This window comes from uncultured Winogradskyella sp. (assembly GCF_947496485.1).
Classification (GTDB): domain Bacteria; phylum Bacteroidota; class Bacteroidia; order Flavobacteriales; family Flavobacteriaceae; genus Winogradskyella.
This window is the reverse complement of record NZ_CANMCZ010000006.1, coordinates 139,605-155,561: the sequence shown is the minus strand read 5'-3', so window position 1 is coordinate 155,561 and position 15,957 is coordinate 139,605. Positions and strand designations below refer to the sequence as shown.

13 protein-coding genes are annotated in these 15,957 nt (G+C 31.8%); 6 read left to right on the top strand and 7 right to left on the bottom strand.

The features are described 5' to 3' along the window. On the top strand, nt 1-783 hold the full coding sequence (locus Q0822_RS16195) for a hypothetical protein (RefSeq protein ID WP_299125657.1): 783 nt from the start codon (nt 1-3) through the stop codon (nt 781-783). A 13-nt stretch (nt 784-796) separates the two neighbouring features. On the opposite strand, the gene Q0822_RS16190 is transcribed toward Q0822_RS16195, so the two are convergent. The 4 genes from Q0822_RS16190 to gcvP all read right to left on the bottom strand — a co-directional run bounded on the left by Q0822_RS16190 (nt 797) and on the right by gcvP (nt 6,308). Continuing rightward, nucleotides 797-1,645, bottom strand: coding sequence for a glycosyltransferase family 2 protein (locus Q0822_RS16190; protein ID WP_299125655.1), 849 nt, complete (start codon nt 1,643-1,645; stop codon nt 797-799). Between the two features lie 24 nt (nt 1,646-1,669). After that, the gene (locus tag Q0822_RS16185) at nt 1,670-2,191 is read right to left on the bottom strand and encodes a methyltransferase (RefSeq protein WP_299125653.1); all 522 of its coding nucleotides are present in this window, start codon (nt 2,189-2,191) and stop codon (nt 1,670-1,672) included. A gap of 33 nt (nt 2,192-2,224) precedes the next feature. Beyond that, a complete protein-coding gene (locus tag Q0822_RS16180; RefSeq protein WP_299125651.1) occupies nt 2,225-3,283 on the bottom strand; it encodes a ketoacyl-ACP synthase III in 1,059 nt (352 codons plus the stop codon). Nucleotides 3,284-3,458: 175 nt separating this feature from the next. Continuing rightward, nucleotides 3,459-6,308: an aminomethyl-transferring glycine dehydrogenase gene (gene gcvP / locus Q0822_RS16175; RefSeq protein WP_299125648.1), complete on the bottom strand. Its 2,850-nt coding sequence runs from the start codon at nt 6,306-6,308 to the stop codon at nt 3,459-3,461. Nucleotides 6,309-6,428: 120 nt separating this feature from the next. Between gcvP and Q0822_RS16170 the strand changes: the two genes are divergently transcribed. Beyond that, complete coding sequence (locus Q0822_RS16170; RefSeq protein ID WP_299125646.1) at nt 6,429-7,262, top strand: hypothetical protein; 834 nt, start codon at nt 6,429-6,431, stop codon at nt 7,260-7,262. On the opposite strand, the gene Q0822_RS16165 is transcribed toward Q0822_RS16170, so the two are convergent. Together Q0822_RS16165 and Q0822_RS16160 are read right to left on the bottom strand one after the other, a co-directional pair. After that, nucleotides 7,245-7,496 carry a hypothetical protein gene (locus tag Q0822_RS16165; RefSeq protein ID WP_299125644.1) on the bottom strand — a complete coding sequence of 84 codons (252 nt, stop codon included), beginning with the start codon at nt 7,494-7,496 and terminating at the stop codon, nt 7,245-7,247. The two genes, Q0822_RS16170 and Q0822_RS16165, sit on opposite strands and share 18 nt — an antisense overlap. Before the next feature lie 6 nt (nt 7,497-7,502). Next, nucleotides 7,503-8,057, bottom strand: coding sequence for a sigma-70 family RNA polymerase sigma factor (locus tag Q0822_RS16160; RefSeq protein WP_299125640.1), 555 nt, complete (start codon nt 8,055-8,057; stop codon nt 7,503-7,505). Nucleotides 8,058-8,259: 202 nt separating this feature from the next. Here Q0822_RS16160 and Q0822_RS16155 point away from each other — a divergent pair, with 202 nt between their 5' ends. Genes Q0822_RS16155 through Q0822_RS16140 form a run of 4 tightly spaced genes read left to right on the top strand, consistent with a single transcriptional unit; the run spans nt 8,260 to nt 14,732 of the window. After that, on the top strand, nt 8,260-8,964 hold the full coding sequence (locus Q0822_RS16155) for a hypothetical protein (protein WP_299125637.1): 705 nt from the start codon (nt 8,260-8,262) through the stop codon (nt 8,962-8,964). Next, nucleotides 8,961-11,732, top strand: a complete 2,772-nt coding sequence (locus tag Q0822_RS16150) for a carboxypeptidase-like regulatory domain-containing protein (RefSeq protein WP_299125634.1) — start codon at nt 8,961-8,963, stop codon at nt 11,730-11,732. Before Q0822_RS16155 ends, Q0822_RS16150 begins: the two co-directional genes overlap by 4 nt. 4 nt (nt 11,733-11,736) lie before the next feature. After that, nucleotides 11,737-12,975 carry a DUF4249 domain-containing protein gene (locus Q0822_RS16145; protein ID WP_299125631.1) on the top strand — a complete coding sequence of 413 codons (1,239 nt, stop codon included), beginning with the start codon at nt 11,737-11,739 and terminating at the stop codon, nt 12,973-12,975. A gap of 8 nt (nt 12,976-12,983) precedes the next feature. Further along, on the top strand, nt 12,984-14,732 hold the full coding sequence (locus tag Q0822_RS16140; protein ID WP_299125628.1) for a hypothetical protein: 1,749 nt from the start codon (nt 12,984-12,986) through the stop codon (nt 14,730-14,732). Here the strand turns inward: Q0822_RS16140 and Q0822_RS16135 are convergent. Further along, nucleotides 14,729-15,925: a hypothetical protein gene (locus Q0822_RS16135; protein WP_299125626.1), complete on the bottom strand. Its 1,197-nt coding sequence runs from the start codon at nt 15,923-15,925 to the stop codon at nt 14,729-14,731. The two genes, Q0822_RS16140 and Q0822_RS16135, sit on opposite strands and share 4 nt — an antisense overlap. Nucleotides 15,926-15,957: the final 32 nt, after the last annotated feature.

Below are 15,957 nucleotides of genomic sequence, written 5' to 3'. Positions count from 1 at the left end.
ATGGAAGACGATATTTTAATAGAAAGATACCTAAAAGGATTGTTGTCTAAAGATGAAGAAAAATCATTCTTAGATCGCCTTGATTCTGATACTGATTTTAGTGAGAAATTTAAGCTAGAGGAACAGCTGTTCAATTCACTAAATGAAAATAGTTGGAGTTTTTCTGAAAGTAAGAATGCTGAGGTTAATGACTACGCAAAACTTTTAAGAGAAGAAGATTTACAAAATTTAAAAAAAACTTTAGCTAAGACCAGTTCTGAGTTTAATTCTAAGGAAGGTGCAACCTCAAAACGTTTATTCTATTATTTAGCGGCAGCTTCAATTGTCATATTTTTAGGCTTTCAGTTGTTTGTTAATGAAAACACCTCTAATCAAGATTTATATAATGATTACATAGCTTTAAATGATTTACCTTCATTTGTTACAAGAGGAAATGATACCAGCGATTTAGCAAGAGCTCAAGAATTATTTGAGAATAAAAAATATGAAGAATCTCTTTCTGTTTTTCAGTCTATAGATAATTTGTCTAACAATGAGGCTAATCTAGCAATATATAAAGGTATAGCTCAAACAGAGCTTGGAAAATATGATGAAGCTGAGCATACATTTAATACATTAATAAATAGTGATTTGTTAGATGCAGAGAAAGGTTATTGGTATAAAGCATTACTTTTCATTAAAAGGGATAGAATACAGGAGGCAAAAAGCACATTGAAAGAAATTGTTTCTAAATCATTATCTCATAAAGATAAAGCTGTATTATTACTAGATGATTTAGATTAGTTTAATACTTGTTTTATGATAGTTTGTTTCTAATTCCTTTCCAACGAAATTGTCTTATAAACTTTCCTTCATCAGTAGAAACTAGATATTCAACTTTATTAGACTTAGCTCTAAAATAACCACTCGTATAATCTTTTAGTAATCTAAAACTTCCCTTTTTATAAGCGAGTTTTAAAGCCGAAATTAAAGTAATCCAAAAGCCATAACGCATTTTGTACATAGCCTCTCCTTGAAGATATTTTGATGCTTTGTTATAGGTTTGTCCTGTTGGTTTTAAATGTTTTACTTTGAGTGATTCGTCAGTTAAAATTTCCCAACCATGGTACTTTGCCAAAAGTTCATCAACTGTATCCCAACCCATGGAAGGTTTTAGTTTTCCTATTTGATTAAAACATTCTTTTCTGTAAGCTTTTAGAGCTCCTCTAATATGGTCTTTATTGGTTAGATTTTCTAAAACCCATTGATTATCTTTTTCTATAAAGCAAAACCCTGAAGCCATACCAAGTTTTTTATTTGTTTCGAAATGATTAGCAATTACTTCTAAATAGTTATTAGGGAAAATAAGATCTGCATCAAACTTACATATGATATCATAATTGGTGTCTAGAGATTCTAAACCTTTATTGAAAGCATCTACAATTTTAGAGCCTGGTAAATGCGCATCAGAAGATTTAGAATTTATAACAGAAATCCAAGGATATTTTGAAGCATAATTCTCAGCAATAGATTGTGTGTTATCACTAGAGTTATCATTAACTACAACAACTTTCTTTGGAAGTAGAGATTGCTCAGCCAAAGATTTCAAAGTTTTATTAATATAAACTTCTTCGTTGTGTGCAGGAATGACAATATAAATATTCAAAATTGAAAAGCTATTTTTTCAAAGTTAAACTCTTTCTGCATAAACAATATAATATCTAGGAGTAAACTGTCTTAGTAAAGGTCTAATACCAATTTTTTTAACTGGATTAGTCCATTTTTGTCTATCCTTTATGGTCCATCCTGTTTTTTCGAGCAACCAATCGAGTTGCCAATCTTCAAATTCGTGGTAGTGTCTGTCCCACTTATCTGTTTTACTTCGGTAAGCTGGAGAAAACCAGAGTTTAAGAGGGATGCTGAGAACTAATTTCTCTGCCTTGATAGACTTCAAAACCTCATAAGGTGATAATAAATGCTCAAAAATTTCAAAAGCAGTAACTACTTCAGCTGAAGAATTTTCTATTGTAGAGCGGTCTTCATCTAAATCTTCGCCTGTTGTGTTTGTAACGGTATAACCTTCAGAAATCATAATATCTGAAAATGGGTTTGAAACACCTAAATCTAATATTGATTCTGAGGTATGAATATGTTTTTTTAAAAAATGAAGTGTGTGCTTAAATCGCTTATTTGGAAAAGTTTTTTCGTACATACTTACTTGCCGCTAAAGCGGTAAACTTTTAAATTAATGCTGATAAACAATGGCGTTAATATTCATACCAGCACCAACACTTGCAAAAATAATGATATCACCTTTGTTTATCTCCTGGTTATCAAGTTGTCCTTTTAAAATCATATCATATAAGGTCGGTACAGTTGCTACACTAGAGTTTCCTAAGGTGTTTATTGTCATCGGCATTACACCTTCTGGCATTTGCATTCCATGGAGCTTATAAAAACGTTTTACAATAGCTTCGTCCATTTTTTCATTAGCCTGATGAATCAATATTTTCTTGACATCGTTTATTGAAACACCGCTTTTATCTAAACAAGATTTTAGTGATATAGGAACATTGGTTAATGCAAATTCATAGATTTTGCGACCATACATTTTAATATATCTGCGTTGATCTGTAATTTCAGGATGATTTGTTTCTCCAAAATAGATAAAATGCGCTTCGTCTAAAGTATATGTTGCTGTTTCATGGGCAATAATTCCACCTTTTTCATTGCTTTCTTCAATAATCACAGCGCCTGCACCATCACTATAAATCATAGAATCTCTATCGTGTTTATCAATAACTCGAGATAAAGTTTCGGTACCTACTACTAAACAGCGTTTTGCTATACCAGAGTCAATAAAAGCTTTGGCTTGGATGACTCCTTCAATCCAACCAGGACAACCAAATAGTAAATCATAACCAACACATTTTGGGTTTTCAATTTTTAATAAGTGTTTAACGCGAGAGGCAATACTGGGTACAGTATCACTTTGTTCAGTATTGTGTTTTACATCGCCATAATTATGAGCGACAATGATATAATCAATACTTTCTTTATCAATTTTTGCATCTTCAATTGCTTTTTGAGAAGCATAAAATGCAATATCAGAATTTAGTAATTCATTCTTAATGTAGCGTCGTTCTTGTATGCCAGTTATTGCCTTAAATTTTTCGACAATAACTTCGTTTGTGCTATTTATTGAAGATCCATCAGCGTTTAAAAACTCATGATTATAAAAATTCTCATTCTTTTCTATAATGCTTGGTATATAACTTCCCGTTCCTGTTATTCTAATGCTCATAGTTACTTTATGTCAATTTCATTATTGCGAAACTACTGAATAATAAAGAATATTTATCACTTTCTTGTTTTGAACACATCATTTTTACTGAATTCGTAAAAAAGTAGCATTCATATTCTAAAATACAAAAAAAAGCACTCATTTTGAGTGCTTTTTTAAGGTATTGTTTAATGGATTATGCATCTACATAATCCTCAATTGGTGCACAACTACATATTAAATTTCGGTCTCCATAGGCATCATCAACACGCCTCACGCTTGGCCAAAATTTATTATCTCTAACAAAGTCCAAAGGAAAAGCTGCAGCTTCTCTACTATATGGCAATAACCATTCATCAGAGGTTAGCATATCAAGCGTGTGTGGTGCATTTTTTAATGTATTGTTCTCATCGTCTTTAGAAACGGCATCGATTTCTTTTCTTATGGAAATCATGGCATCGCAAAAACGATCCATTTCAGCTTTACTTTCACTTTCAGTCGGCTCTATCATCATAGTTCCTGCAACAGGAAATGAAACTGTTGGAGCATGAAAACCATAATCCATTAAACGTTTGGCGATATCTGTAACTTCAATACCATTAGCTTTAAAATCGCGACAATCTATAATCATTTCGTGTGCAGCTCTTCCATTTTCACCAGAATATAAAGTTGGGTAAAAACCTTCTAAACGTTCTTTAATATAATTAGCATTAAGTATAGCTACTTCTGTTGCTTGTTTTAAACCTTTTGCGCCTAACATTTTAATATAACCGTAAGAAATAATGCATGCTAGAGAAGACCCGAATGGCGCTGCTGAAATAGCTGAAATGGCTTGATGACCTCCAGTTTTTATGATTGGATTTCCTGGTAAAAAAGGAACTAATTGTTCTGCTACACATATTGGTCCAACGCCTGGACCACCACCTCCATGTGGAATTGCAAAGGTTTTATGCAAGTTTAAGTGACATACATCTGCACCAATATTTCCAGGATTTGTTAAGCCAACTTGTGCATTCATGTTAGCTCCATCCATGTAAACTTGTCCACCATTGTCGTGAATAATCTGTGTAATTTCTTTAATTGCAGATTCATATACTCCATGTGTTGAAGGGTAAGTAACCATTAAAGCTGCAAGGTTATCTTTGTGTAATTCTGCTTTTTCTCTTAAATCATCAACATCTATATTTCCATTTTCAGATGCTTTGGTTACTACGACTTTCATACCAGCCATCACTGCACTTGCAGGATTTGTTCCATGAGCCGAAGAAGGTATTAAACAGATAGTTCTGTGATGATCTCCACGAGATTCATGATATGCTTTAATTACCATAAGGCCTGCAAATTCTCCTTGAGCTCCGGAATTTGGTTGTAAAGAAGTTGCTGCAAAGCCAGTTATTTCTGTTAATTGATTTTCCAAAGCATTAAGCATTAATTTATAACCTATTGGTTGGTCTTCTGGGACAAAAGGGTGCATGTTGCCCCAGTTACTCCAACTTAATGGTAGCATTTCTGAGGCTGCATTCAATTTCATTGTGCAAGAACCCAATGAAATCATAGAATGGTTCAAGGCTAAATCTTTACGCTCTAAACGCTTAATGTAGCGCATTAATTCCGTTTCAGAATGGTACGAATTAAAAACATCAAAACTTAAAAAGTCAGATTGACGTTTTAGATGATTTGGAATAGTTTCTTGAGCTGATATGGATTTAATTCTATTTGTGGAATTTCCTGTAACACGTTCAAAAATTGAAATAATTTCATTTAAGTCTGAAATTGTAGTCGTCTCATTTATTGAAATTGTTACTGCATTTGTATCTGGATAATGAAAATTAACTTCCTTCTTCTCAGCTTCGTATTTTACTTTGACCGCATCGGCTTTTATTTGAAGTGTATCAAAATAATGCGAATTAGTTTGCTCTAAACCTAAATTCTCTAAAGCATTTGCTAGAGTAGATGTTGAATTTTTTACTTTATCAGCAATAAATTCTAAACCTTTAGGTCCGTGGTAAACAGCATACATACCAGCCATAACAGCTAAAAGTACTTGTGCAGTACAAATATTAGATGTTGCTTTATCACGTTTAATATGTTGCTCACGCGTTTGCAATGCCATACGCAATGCTCTATTATCATTAGCATCTTTGGTTACACCAATTATGCGTCCTGGTACATCACGTTTGTAAGCCTCTTTTGTTGCAAAATAGGCGGCATGTGGTCCACCATAACCCATAGGAATTCCAAATCGTTGTGTTGTACCAACAACTACATCTGCTCCAAAATGACCTGGTGCTTCAAGTTTTACTAAGCTTAAAATATCAGCAGCAACTGCAACTTTAATATTTTCGGCATTGGCTTTTTCAATAAAAGATTTAATGTCGGTAATCTGGCCGTTTTTTCCTGGATATTGCAACAAGGCACCAAAGTATTCATCTGACAGATTGTATTGCGCTTCATTACCAATAACCAATTCAATTCCTATCGGGTTTGCTCTGGTTTGCAGTAAATCAATGGTTTGTGGTAAAACTAAATCTGAAACAAAAAATTTATTGATATTAGCTTTCTTTTGACTACGGTCTCTAACTGCAAATAACAATCCCATAGCTTCAGCAGCAGCAGTGCTTTCATCTAAAAGTGAAGCATTCGCTATTTCCATACCTGTTAAATCTATAACCATAGTTTGGAAATTTAATAAGGCCTCTAAACGACCTTGTGCGATTTCTGCCTGATAAGGTGTATATGCTGTATACCAACCTGGATTTTCTAAAATATTACGCTGAATAACTGCAGGTAAATTAGTGGGATGATATCCCAAACCTATATAAGATTTATAGACTTTATTGAGTTGCGATAATTTGTAAATATGAGTCAAATATTCTTGCTCACTCATTGCATCATCTAAGTCTAAATCTTTTTCTAAACGAATGCCAGCTGGTATGGTTTCAGAAACTAATTGTTCAATATTAGTGACACCAATTGAGTTTAGCATGGCTTTTTGTTCATCAGAATTTGGGCCAATATGCCTAAGTGCAAAAGAAGTTGTATCCATTAAAAATCTAATTTATTTTAGTTTTGCAAAAATACGGATTTACCAAAGTTTTTTTGTTAATGAAAACTAAAGTTTTTAACCGAAACAATGGGTTATTAACACAATGCCTATTTTTGTATTGTGGATGTTTTAAAACGTATTCTTAATTTTTATATCAATAGCAGTATTCATGTAGCATTGGCAGTATATGCTTTAACATGGCTTACACTAATTCAATTTGAGTTAGACTATGATAAAAATGTATTGTATTTCGTGTTTTTTGCGACGATAACTGGGTATAATTTTGTAAAGTATTTTGGTGTTGCAAAATTTCATCATCGTAGTTTAGCAAGTTGGCTGAAAGTGATTCAGATATTTTCTTTTGTTGCCTTTATTGCCATGTGTTATTATGCTTTTCAACTTCAATTTAATACACTTATTGTATTATCCATTTTTGGCCTAATAACCTTCTTGTATGCTATTCCTTTAGTGCCAATGAAGTACTTTAGGGATAGTCAGAAAAACCTAAGACAAATTGGTGGATTAAAAATATACGTCATCTCTTTAGTTTGGATGTATACTACTGTTTTTTTACCTCTAATGGATAATGGTATTGACTTAAATGAGGATGTTGTAGTTACAGGTTTGCAGCGGTTTATTTTTGTTATAGTACTGATGTTGCCATTTGAAATAAGGGATTTGAATTACGATAGCTTAAAACTCGCAACAATTCCACAAAAAATTGGCATAAAAAAAACCAAAATCATTGGTGTTTTTCTTTTAATGGTGTTTTTTTTGCTAGATTATTTTAAAGACAAACTCGATGGGTATACAATAGTTTCAACATTAATTATCACTTTTATAACATTGTTATTTATTGTATTTTCAAATAAAAGTCAATCAAAATATTATAGTGCTTTTTGGGTGGAAAGCTTACCAATTGTTTGGCTTATTATTTTATTGATGCTTAGCTAATTCTTTTTCAAAAGCTATTTTCATTTTATCTTTTGAAATAGTATCAAGAACTTCAACTTTGGAAGAGGTCATAACCTTAGTTAGCTTGCCATTTTTCATGGAATATTTTCTACAAGCTCTACAGTAAATTAAATGTATATTCAGCTTTACTTTTTCCCAAAAGCTTGCTTCTTTATACTGATTCTTGTCACAAACATGATTCGCTTCTTGACAACTTAATTTTATATTACTCATAATTATTTAAAACCAATTTTTTTCCATGCAACCAGCCAGAGCAGTTCTTGCCCTATGTATGATTACCCAAAGGTTAGACGCAGTTATATTTAATTCATTACAAATCGTTTCGGTATCGTAACCAAGAATCGTTTTCATTTTAAAAACTTCAGCTTGTTTTTCAGGTAGTTTTCCAAGACAATCATAGATAGCATCTCCCAACTCAGAGTTCACCAATGTGTCTTCAGCTGTCTTGTCAAAAGGGTCTGCAACACGTTCTTCTAGCCAATCTCCTTCAGCTTCTGTATCGCTATTGTAACTCATTCTAACTTCAGCTCTACCCTTATTAGAATTTATTTTTCTGTAATGGTCAATAATTTTTCGTTTAAGAATAGATATCAACCAAGTACGCTCACTGGCTTCACCTTTAAAATTGGCCATAGATTTTAAACCTGCCAAAAAGGTTTCTGAAACTAAATCTTGAGCTATTTCCCTACTACTAACACGTGTTACGGTGTAATTAAATAGATAATCAGAATATAGTTTTATCCAGTTATTAGGTTCTATTTGATGATTATTCATTTTTGTTTTTCATTGCTGATTCAAAAATAGGATAAAAAAACGAGAAAGTAATAGCCAATTCAATTGCAGAGAATATGATGTTTTAGACCTATGTAAAATCAAAATAGATCTATTTTGTTATATTTATATAATTAATGGTTTTACACTATACTTACTAAATATTCAACGTTTGCGCATCGCTGTAACTTTATTTTTATTATTCATGCTAAACCATATTGGTTTCGCGCAGATTGATAAAAGCGAAACTCAATTATACCAATGGACGGATTCAATAATCGGGCAAAAGAATACAGGTATATACAATGGTTTAGTTTACACAGAAAAACATAGAATGATTAACGAAAAGCATAAATTCTTTAAGGAATTAAATTTTGTATTTGGTGAAGTTGTTTATGATGATAAACTTTATACGAAGGTTAGGATGAAGTATAACGTTTTTGAGGATCAGTTGATATTAAAACATTCTTTTTCTCCAAAAGATCCGAGTATTATATTGAATAAAAGCAGAGTGAAGAGCTTTAGGTTATTTGGGCATCAATTTAATAATCTGAGTTTTACAACTCTGAAAGGAGCAACAATTGAAGGTTTTTTTGAAACTTTATTAAAAACAGATTCACTACAACTTCTGAAGAAGCATAAAAAGAGGATTAGGTCTAAGACAAATGAAAATAGTAGATATTACGAGTTTATTGAGAACAATAATTATGTTCTCATTAAAAACAATCAGTATATCATAATTAAAAATCCAAAAAAGCTAGAGAAGCAGTTTCCTAGATATGAAAAATTTATAGATGACATAGAGTTGGATACTGAAAAAGAAAAGAACAAAGACTACGATGATTATTTAGTGGCTGTTTTTAGATCTGTAAAGGAAGAAATGATAACACCATTAGAGTCAAAAGAATGAGATATAAATGGGTTCTCTTTTTTATTTTATGTAACACAATAAACTTTGCTTTATGCCAAGAAAGTGCAAATAATATTTCAATAGAGTTTAATGAGATTACATTAAAAGATGCCCTTTTAAAATTAGAAGATCAGACAAATTATAAGTTTTACTATGCAGAAGATTGGCTTAATGAGGTGATTATAAATAAGTCTTATGCTAATGAGTCTTTGGCTACTGTAATTAAAGATCTTTTAAAGGATACGTCTTTAAATTTTTATATAACTACTGATAATCAAATTATCCTGACCCGTAATACTATTATTTACGATCAGCTACCATCAAATTATTTTCCTGCTCAAAGTACAGATATAAAAGAAGAACCAATCGATACATTACAGAATAATACACCAGTTCTGATAAATAAAAATGATCAAAATAATCGTATAATTAATACCGTAAGGGTCGGAAAAGAGCAAAGAGGGAATTTAAAAAGTAACTATAAATTGTCTGGTTATGTTTACGATGCTGATACTGATAAACCAATATCAAATCTCGCAATTGTTTCTAAATCAAAAAATATAGGTGCAGTTACTCAGAATAATGGTTACTACGAATTAAAGCTTGCGCCAGGAATACATATTATTGAAACCAATGGTTTGGGTTATGAACGAATGCAAACTCGTGTCATTATTTATGATGACGGTAAGTTGAATTTTAATGTAAAAAGTAAGGCAGAAGAGTTAAGTGAGGTAGTTTTAAACTCTCAAGGAATTAAAAATATTGAGGATGCAAGTACGGGCAATACCAGAATAAATTCTGAAGAGTCAAAGAATATTCCTTTAGTTCTTGGAGAGCGTGATGTACTAAAAGTAGCAACACTTCAGCCTGGCGTAACATCAGCAGGAGAGGGAGCGGCAGGTTTTAATGTAAGAGGTGGGAAAACAGATCAAAATCTAATATTATTGGAGAATACTGTGCTATATAACCCATCACATTTTTTTGGTATTTTTCCAGCTTTAAATCCATTAGTTGTTAGTGATATTGATATATACAAAGGGAGTATTCCTGCAGAGTTTGGAGGGAGAATATCTTCCGTTTTTGATATAAAAACTAAAAATGCTGACTATACTAAATTTGGAGTAGATGTTTCGGTTGGCCCAGTTACAGGTAATGTTGTTGTAAATACTCCTATTGTGAAAGATAAATCTGGTCTTATAATTGGTGCAAGAGGAACGTACTCGGATTGGGTTTTAAGATCACTAAACGAGGCTGACTTAAATAATAGTGAAGCATCATTTTACGATTTTATTGCCAAGTATAATCATAAAATAAATGAAAAGAGTAGTATACAAGCTCTAGGTTATTACAGCAAAGATGCATTTAGTATCACTTCAGATTCGTTGTTTGGTTATAGTAATAGATTAGTTTCTTTAAAATGGCAATATCAGATAAATGATAAACATAATGCTACTGTAACTTTGGCCAATAGTCAGTATAAATTTAATATTGATTATGAGGATACCATGAGCGATGATTTTATACAAAGCTTTCAGATTGACGAAACAGCTTTAAAATTAAAATTAGATTATTCACTAAGTGAAGCTCATAGTATAACTTATGGTTTATCTAGTAAGCTTTATGGTATATTGCCAGGTAAAATTGAACCTCAAGGACAAGGAAATCTTATTACTCCAATTGATATTCCTAAAGAACAAGGAGTTGAAGGTGCATTTTTTGTTTCAGATAGCTATAAAATCAATGAGCGTTTACTATTAGATTTAGGATTTAGATTGTCATTCTTTTCAGCTTTAGGTAAGGCGAATAAACGTGTTTATTCTGAAGGAACACCTAGATCAGAAAGTACTGTAATCGATACAGTAAGCTATAGCAAAAATGAAATTATTGAAACCTATGTTGGTCCAGAATTTAGGATAGCTGCCAGATATTTTTTGTCAGATGACTTCTCTGTAAAAGCTAGCTTTAATAATACATATCAATACATACATACCTTATCTAATAATACTACCGTTTCACCTATTGATATTTGGAAATTATCTGATAATTTTATTAAACCACAGCAAGCAACACAATTCGCTTTAGGCTTTTATAAAAATCTTAATATAAACGCTTATGAGTTAAGTTTAGAGGGATTTTATAAAAGACAAAATAATATTTTAGATTTTAAGACTGGGGCGGATATTCAGTTAAATGAAGCTGTTGAAACAGAAATATTACAAGGAGAAGGTAAGGCTTATGGTGTTGAGTTTTTATTCAAAAAAAATCTTGGAGATTTAAGAGGATGGATAGGTTATACATACTCTAGGTCATTTTTTAAATTAGACAGTCAATTTGCAGAAGAACGGGTTAACGATGGTAATTATTTTCCATCTAATTTTGATAAGCCACATGATTTTACTTTGGTGTTAAACTATAAATTATCACAACGTATAAGTCTATCGAGTAATTTTTTATATCAAACAGGAAGACCTGTAACATTTCCAACAGGTAACTATCAATTTAACGGAGGGGAGTTTGTATTGTATAGTGATAGAAATCAATTTAGAATTCCTGATTATTATAGATTGGATTTAGGATTAAATTTTGAAGGCAATCATAAAAAAAATAAATTGGCACATAGCTTTTGGAGTTTGTCAGTCTATAACGTGTTAGGAAGAAATAATCCTTATTCTGTCTTTTTTATAAACAATGATGGAGAGATTGAAGCTTTGCAAAGCTCTATATTTAATATACCTGTACCTTCTTTAACCTATAACATTAGTTTTTAATACCATGAGAAAGTATTATAGTTATCTAATATCAATCAGCAAAAAGAAACTGCGTTTTGTTATAGCGTTATCTGTTATAGTTTTTAACTTATCTTGTGTGGAGCCATATGAAGGTGATTTTGGTAGTTTTGAAGATGTTTTAGTAGTTAATGCTATAATTACTAACGAACTCAAAAGACAAGAAGTAACACTTACAAGATCATACAGATTTGAAGAGGAAGAGCCACCATTTGAGACAGATGCTGAAGTTTCAATAACTACAAGTAACGGTAATCAATACAATTTTGAAGAAACTCAACAAGGCGTTTATAAGTCTATAGAACCATTCGCTGCAGAGCTTCAAAGCAACTACATTTTAAATATTACAACATCTTCTGGAAGAACATATCGTTCTACTCCGATGGAACTGCCTGTAGCCAACACAACTATTGATGATGTGTTTGCTGAAAGAATTATTAATGATAATGGCGAAGAAGGCATAACAATCAATATTGATAGTTTTGATTCTTCTGGGTCTTCTAAATTTTACAGACACGATTTTATTGAAACTTTTAAAATTATAGCACCTTTTTGGAGTCCTTTTGATGCCGTATTTGTCATTGAAGGTTTTGAAACTTTTGAGATTCCTGTAATACTTAGAGAACAAGAGGAACAAATTTGTTATAGTACAAATAATGCATCAACTATAAATGTTGTAAGTACACAAGCACTGGTTGAGGATAGATTAGATGACTATAGCGTTAGGTTTGTAAATAGAGATAATTATATACTTTCTCACAGATATAGTATACTAGTTAAGCAATATGTTTTATCACCAGAGACCTTTGCATATTATGATACTTTGAAAGGATTATCACAATCATCTACTACTGTTTTTTCTGAAGATCAGCCAGGATTTCTTGCAGGAAATATTATTTCATTGACAGATCCTGATGAAAACATTGCTGGCTATTTTGAAGTATCTACAGTAGCAGAACAAAGATTGTTTTTTAGTTATGAAGATTTTTTTCCTGGAGAAGAATTACCTCCTTATGTTATAAGTTGTGTACTTCAAAAACCATCAACAGCAGGTAATTTTGGTGAGCGTGATTTAGTGAATATTATAAGAGAGGAAAGTATGCGTTTCTTCGACTATAATACTAATCCTCAACCTGGCGAAGGTCCTTATATTATGGTTATACCGCAATGTGGTGACTGTACTACACTAGGAAGTAATATTGTACCCGATTTTTGGGTTGAATAAAATAGTTAATGAAATTAAATAACGTTTATATTATTATTCTAATCCTTTTAACTAAAACCTCATTTAGTCAACAAGATTATACTCAAAATAGTGATGCTGTTAATGATATTTCAGCACCGATGGAATCCATTTACATAGACATAAATGGAGGACTTTTATTTTCTGGGGAATATCTTTATTACTCAATGTTTTGTTTTGATACTACTACGAAGAACAATAGCCAAATGAGTAAAATTGTCTATGTTGAACTGATTGCGAGTAATGGTGATCGCATCTTTAAACATAAAATTAAATTAGATAATGGTAGAGGATATGCTGATTTCTTCTTGCCTGTAACACTTAATACAGGTCATTATAAGTTAGTAGCATATACTAATTGGATGAGAAATGGCGATTTTAATAATTTAGGTAATGCTAATCTCACCATTATTAATCCTTATAAATCCATAACAAGTATTGAAGATACTCAGGTTAAGATTGATAGTGTCTCAGTAAATAATTTGCTAAAAGAAAATAAAGTTATTCAGCTGATTGGCCTAAAATTAAATAAAGAGCGCTATGGTAAGAGACAAAAAGTTGTAGTAGAATTACACGATTCACTGAATAATATTGGTGGAAGTTACTCTGTAAGTGTAAAGCGTAAGATCGATATACCAGCTTCAGAGTTTCGTCACACAGTAGATTACTATAGTAGACTGAAGGCTCAAAAAATTCAATTTTCAAAGGATGATTCTAACGTCTTCTTACCAGAGTTTAGAGGTGAATTATTTAAAGGAAGCATAAGGCATAAAGGTTCGGACAATAAAGGAAACTTAAAGGTTGCAGTATCGATTGCCCACGATTTTAATATACTTAACATAGCACATACAGATATTTCTGGTAATTTCTATTTTAATGTGGATGAAAACTATAGTACTAACAAAGCCTATTTTCAGGTGCTGGGAGAAAATTCTCAAGACTATGATGTGATTTTAGAACCAAAACCTGAACTCGATATTTCCGAATTAAAATTTGAAACGTTTAGGTTAAATCCAGAATGGAAAGACTTCATTATAGAGCAGAGTGTATATAATCAGGTTGAGAATGCATATTTTGAATTTAGGTCAGATTCACTTTCAATTTTACTTCATGATAATTTATTTAAAGGACGAATTTATGAGTCATATAACTTAGATGACTATAACCGATTTGCAACTTTGAAGGAAACGGTTCAAGAAATAATTAAAAATACATCTATTAGAAAAGACAATGAAAGACAAGATGTTTTTGAAATACAAGGTTTTAATTTTGGTACCAATACAAACATAAAGCCCTTGTTGATTTTAGACGGTGTAATTGTAGATAATCATAGTAAGATGATGGATTTCAATGCTACTACTATTAAGACAGTTAAAATCTACAGAGATCAGTTTGTGATAGATTTAGAAGTATTTCAAGGTATTATTAATATTGAGACGATAGGTGGCTTAACTACTAATGAGTTTATAAATAATGGAAATATACCTAGCATACAAATTAATAAACCTCAAGTCAAAAAAACATATTACAAGCAAACTTATACAAATGAAAACAGGATTTCGAGACTCCCAGATTTTAGACAGCAACTATTATGGATACCTATTTTTAATGTTTCAGAGAATAATAAAACTATAAGCTTTTTTACTTCTGATGTAAAAGGGGTTTATGAAATAAAGCTAGAGGGATTTACATCCAACGGTAAGCCAGTTTCTATTCTCAAAGAATTTGAAGTCAATTAAAAACCTATTGTCCAATTTTCTGCCCATAATGGTGATAAGCTTCTATTTCCTGCACCATTCGTTGAACCTTCCGTATAAAAATTTGTTGTTCCATTGTAATTAGAGCCATTAAAATTTGTTAAAGGATTATCGAACTCTATGGTATTGACGAATAAATTTCCATTATCTATCATATCAGATTCGGTAGTGCTATTTACGTTTATGCCTAATTGAATTTGCGATGTATATACGTTATTTAGATTAAAGAGACCACCACCATAAGTATAGTGTATTGCACTGTTTGACAAAGGACCATTTATAGTGACATTGTCTATTGTTGCTGAGGTTGCAGGTTCTGCACTAAAATCAAATTCATTATTGCCTAGTTCTATTCCAGACTTATTTTGATTAGATAAATACCATGAACTGCCTGTACCATTCCATCCACCAGATATTTTAATACCAGATAAATTTGTGTTTAATCCAACAAGATTTGTAGCATTAATTCGTCCGCCAAAAATTTCAAATCCATTACCTAAACTTTCATAAGCTTGTATATTTTGGACTGTAGTAAAAGAACCAACACCATAAAATGTTAAAGCATTAAATCGTTTTTCATCTCTAAAAAGAGCCCCTGTATATTCTAACCTTAAATATCTAATGACACCAGAACTGGTCTCATTATCAGTACCTCCATAAAAAATATCACCTAGTTCTGATCGTGAGTTTATAGCATTGTTTGTTGGAGCCTGCCCACATATTATTAATCCTCCCCAATCACCTGCTTCTGGATTTTCACTGTCAGATGTAATTACAACCGGATTGTCGGCGTTTCCCCATATAAAAATTTGCCCACCTTGTGCTACAGCTATATAAGCGTTACTATCGGTAAAGGCCTTTATTTTTGTACCAGCTAAAATTTCTAATGTACCACCATCTCTAACAATGTATGGACCAGTTAATTTATAATCGATATTAGAAACTAAAACACGCCTAGTGACTAAAGCACCTTCCAACGCGTTGTCTGGAACACAGCTGTCATAACAACTACCTCCACAATCAATACCTGTTTCGTTACCATTTTGGACACCGTCGTCGCAAGAGGTGACAATAGTTGCAGGTCTATCATCATCTGAACATGAAAAAAATACCAAAGCCAAATGAAGGACGAGTAAGTATCTAATCATAAACAGAAAAGTCATTTTCGTTTTCATTTTGACTATTGACTTATTAGAAAATTCTATTG

Bases quoted from the DNA above. Each gene is read 5' to 3' on its own strand.
- Q0822_RS16185 (WP_299125653.1), bottom strand. From the start codon at position 2,191: ATGTACGAAAAAACTTTTCCAAATAAGCGATTTAAGCACACACTTCAT.
- Q0822_RS16140 (WP_299125628.1), top strand. From the start codon at position 12,984: ATGAAATTAAATAACGTTTATATTATTATTCTAATCCTTTTAACTAAA.
- Q0822_RS16180 (WP_299125651.1), bottom strand. From the start codon at position 3,283: ATGAGCATTAGAATAACAGGAACGGGAAGTTATATACCAAGCATTATA.
- Q0822_RS16135 (WP_299125626.1), bottom strand. From the start codon at position 15,925: ATGAAAACGAAAATGACTTTTCTGTTTATGATTAGATACTTACTCGTC.
- Q0822_RS16165 (WP_299125644.1), bottom strand. From the start codon at position 7,496: ATGAGTAATATAAAATTAAGTTGTCAAGAAGCGAATCATGTTTGTGAC.
- Q0822_RS16150 (WP_299125634.1), top strand. From the start codon at position 8,961: ATGAGATATAAATGGGTTCTCTTTTTTATTTTATGTAACACAATAAAC.
- gcvP (WP_299125648.1), bottom strand. From the start codon at position 6,308: ATGGATACAACTTCTTTTGCACTTAGGCATATTGGCCCAAATTCTGAT.
- Q0822_RS16145 (WP_299125631.1), top strand. From the start codon at position 11,737: ATGAGAAAGTATTATAGTTATCTAATATCAATCAGCAAAAAGAAACTG.
- Q0822_RS16160 (WP_299125640.1), bottom strand. From the start codon at position 8,057: ATGAATAATCATCAAATAGAACCTAATAACTGGATAAAACTATATTCT.
- Q0822_RS16195 (WP_299125657.1), top strand. From the start codon at position 1: ATGGAAGACGATATTTTAATAGAAAGATACCTAAAAGGATTGTTGTCT.
- Q0822_RS16155 (WP_299125637.1), top strand. From the start codon at position 8,260: ATGCTAAACCATATTGGTTTCGCGCAGATTGATAAAAGCGAAACTCAA.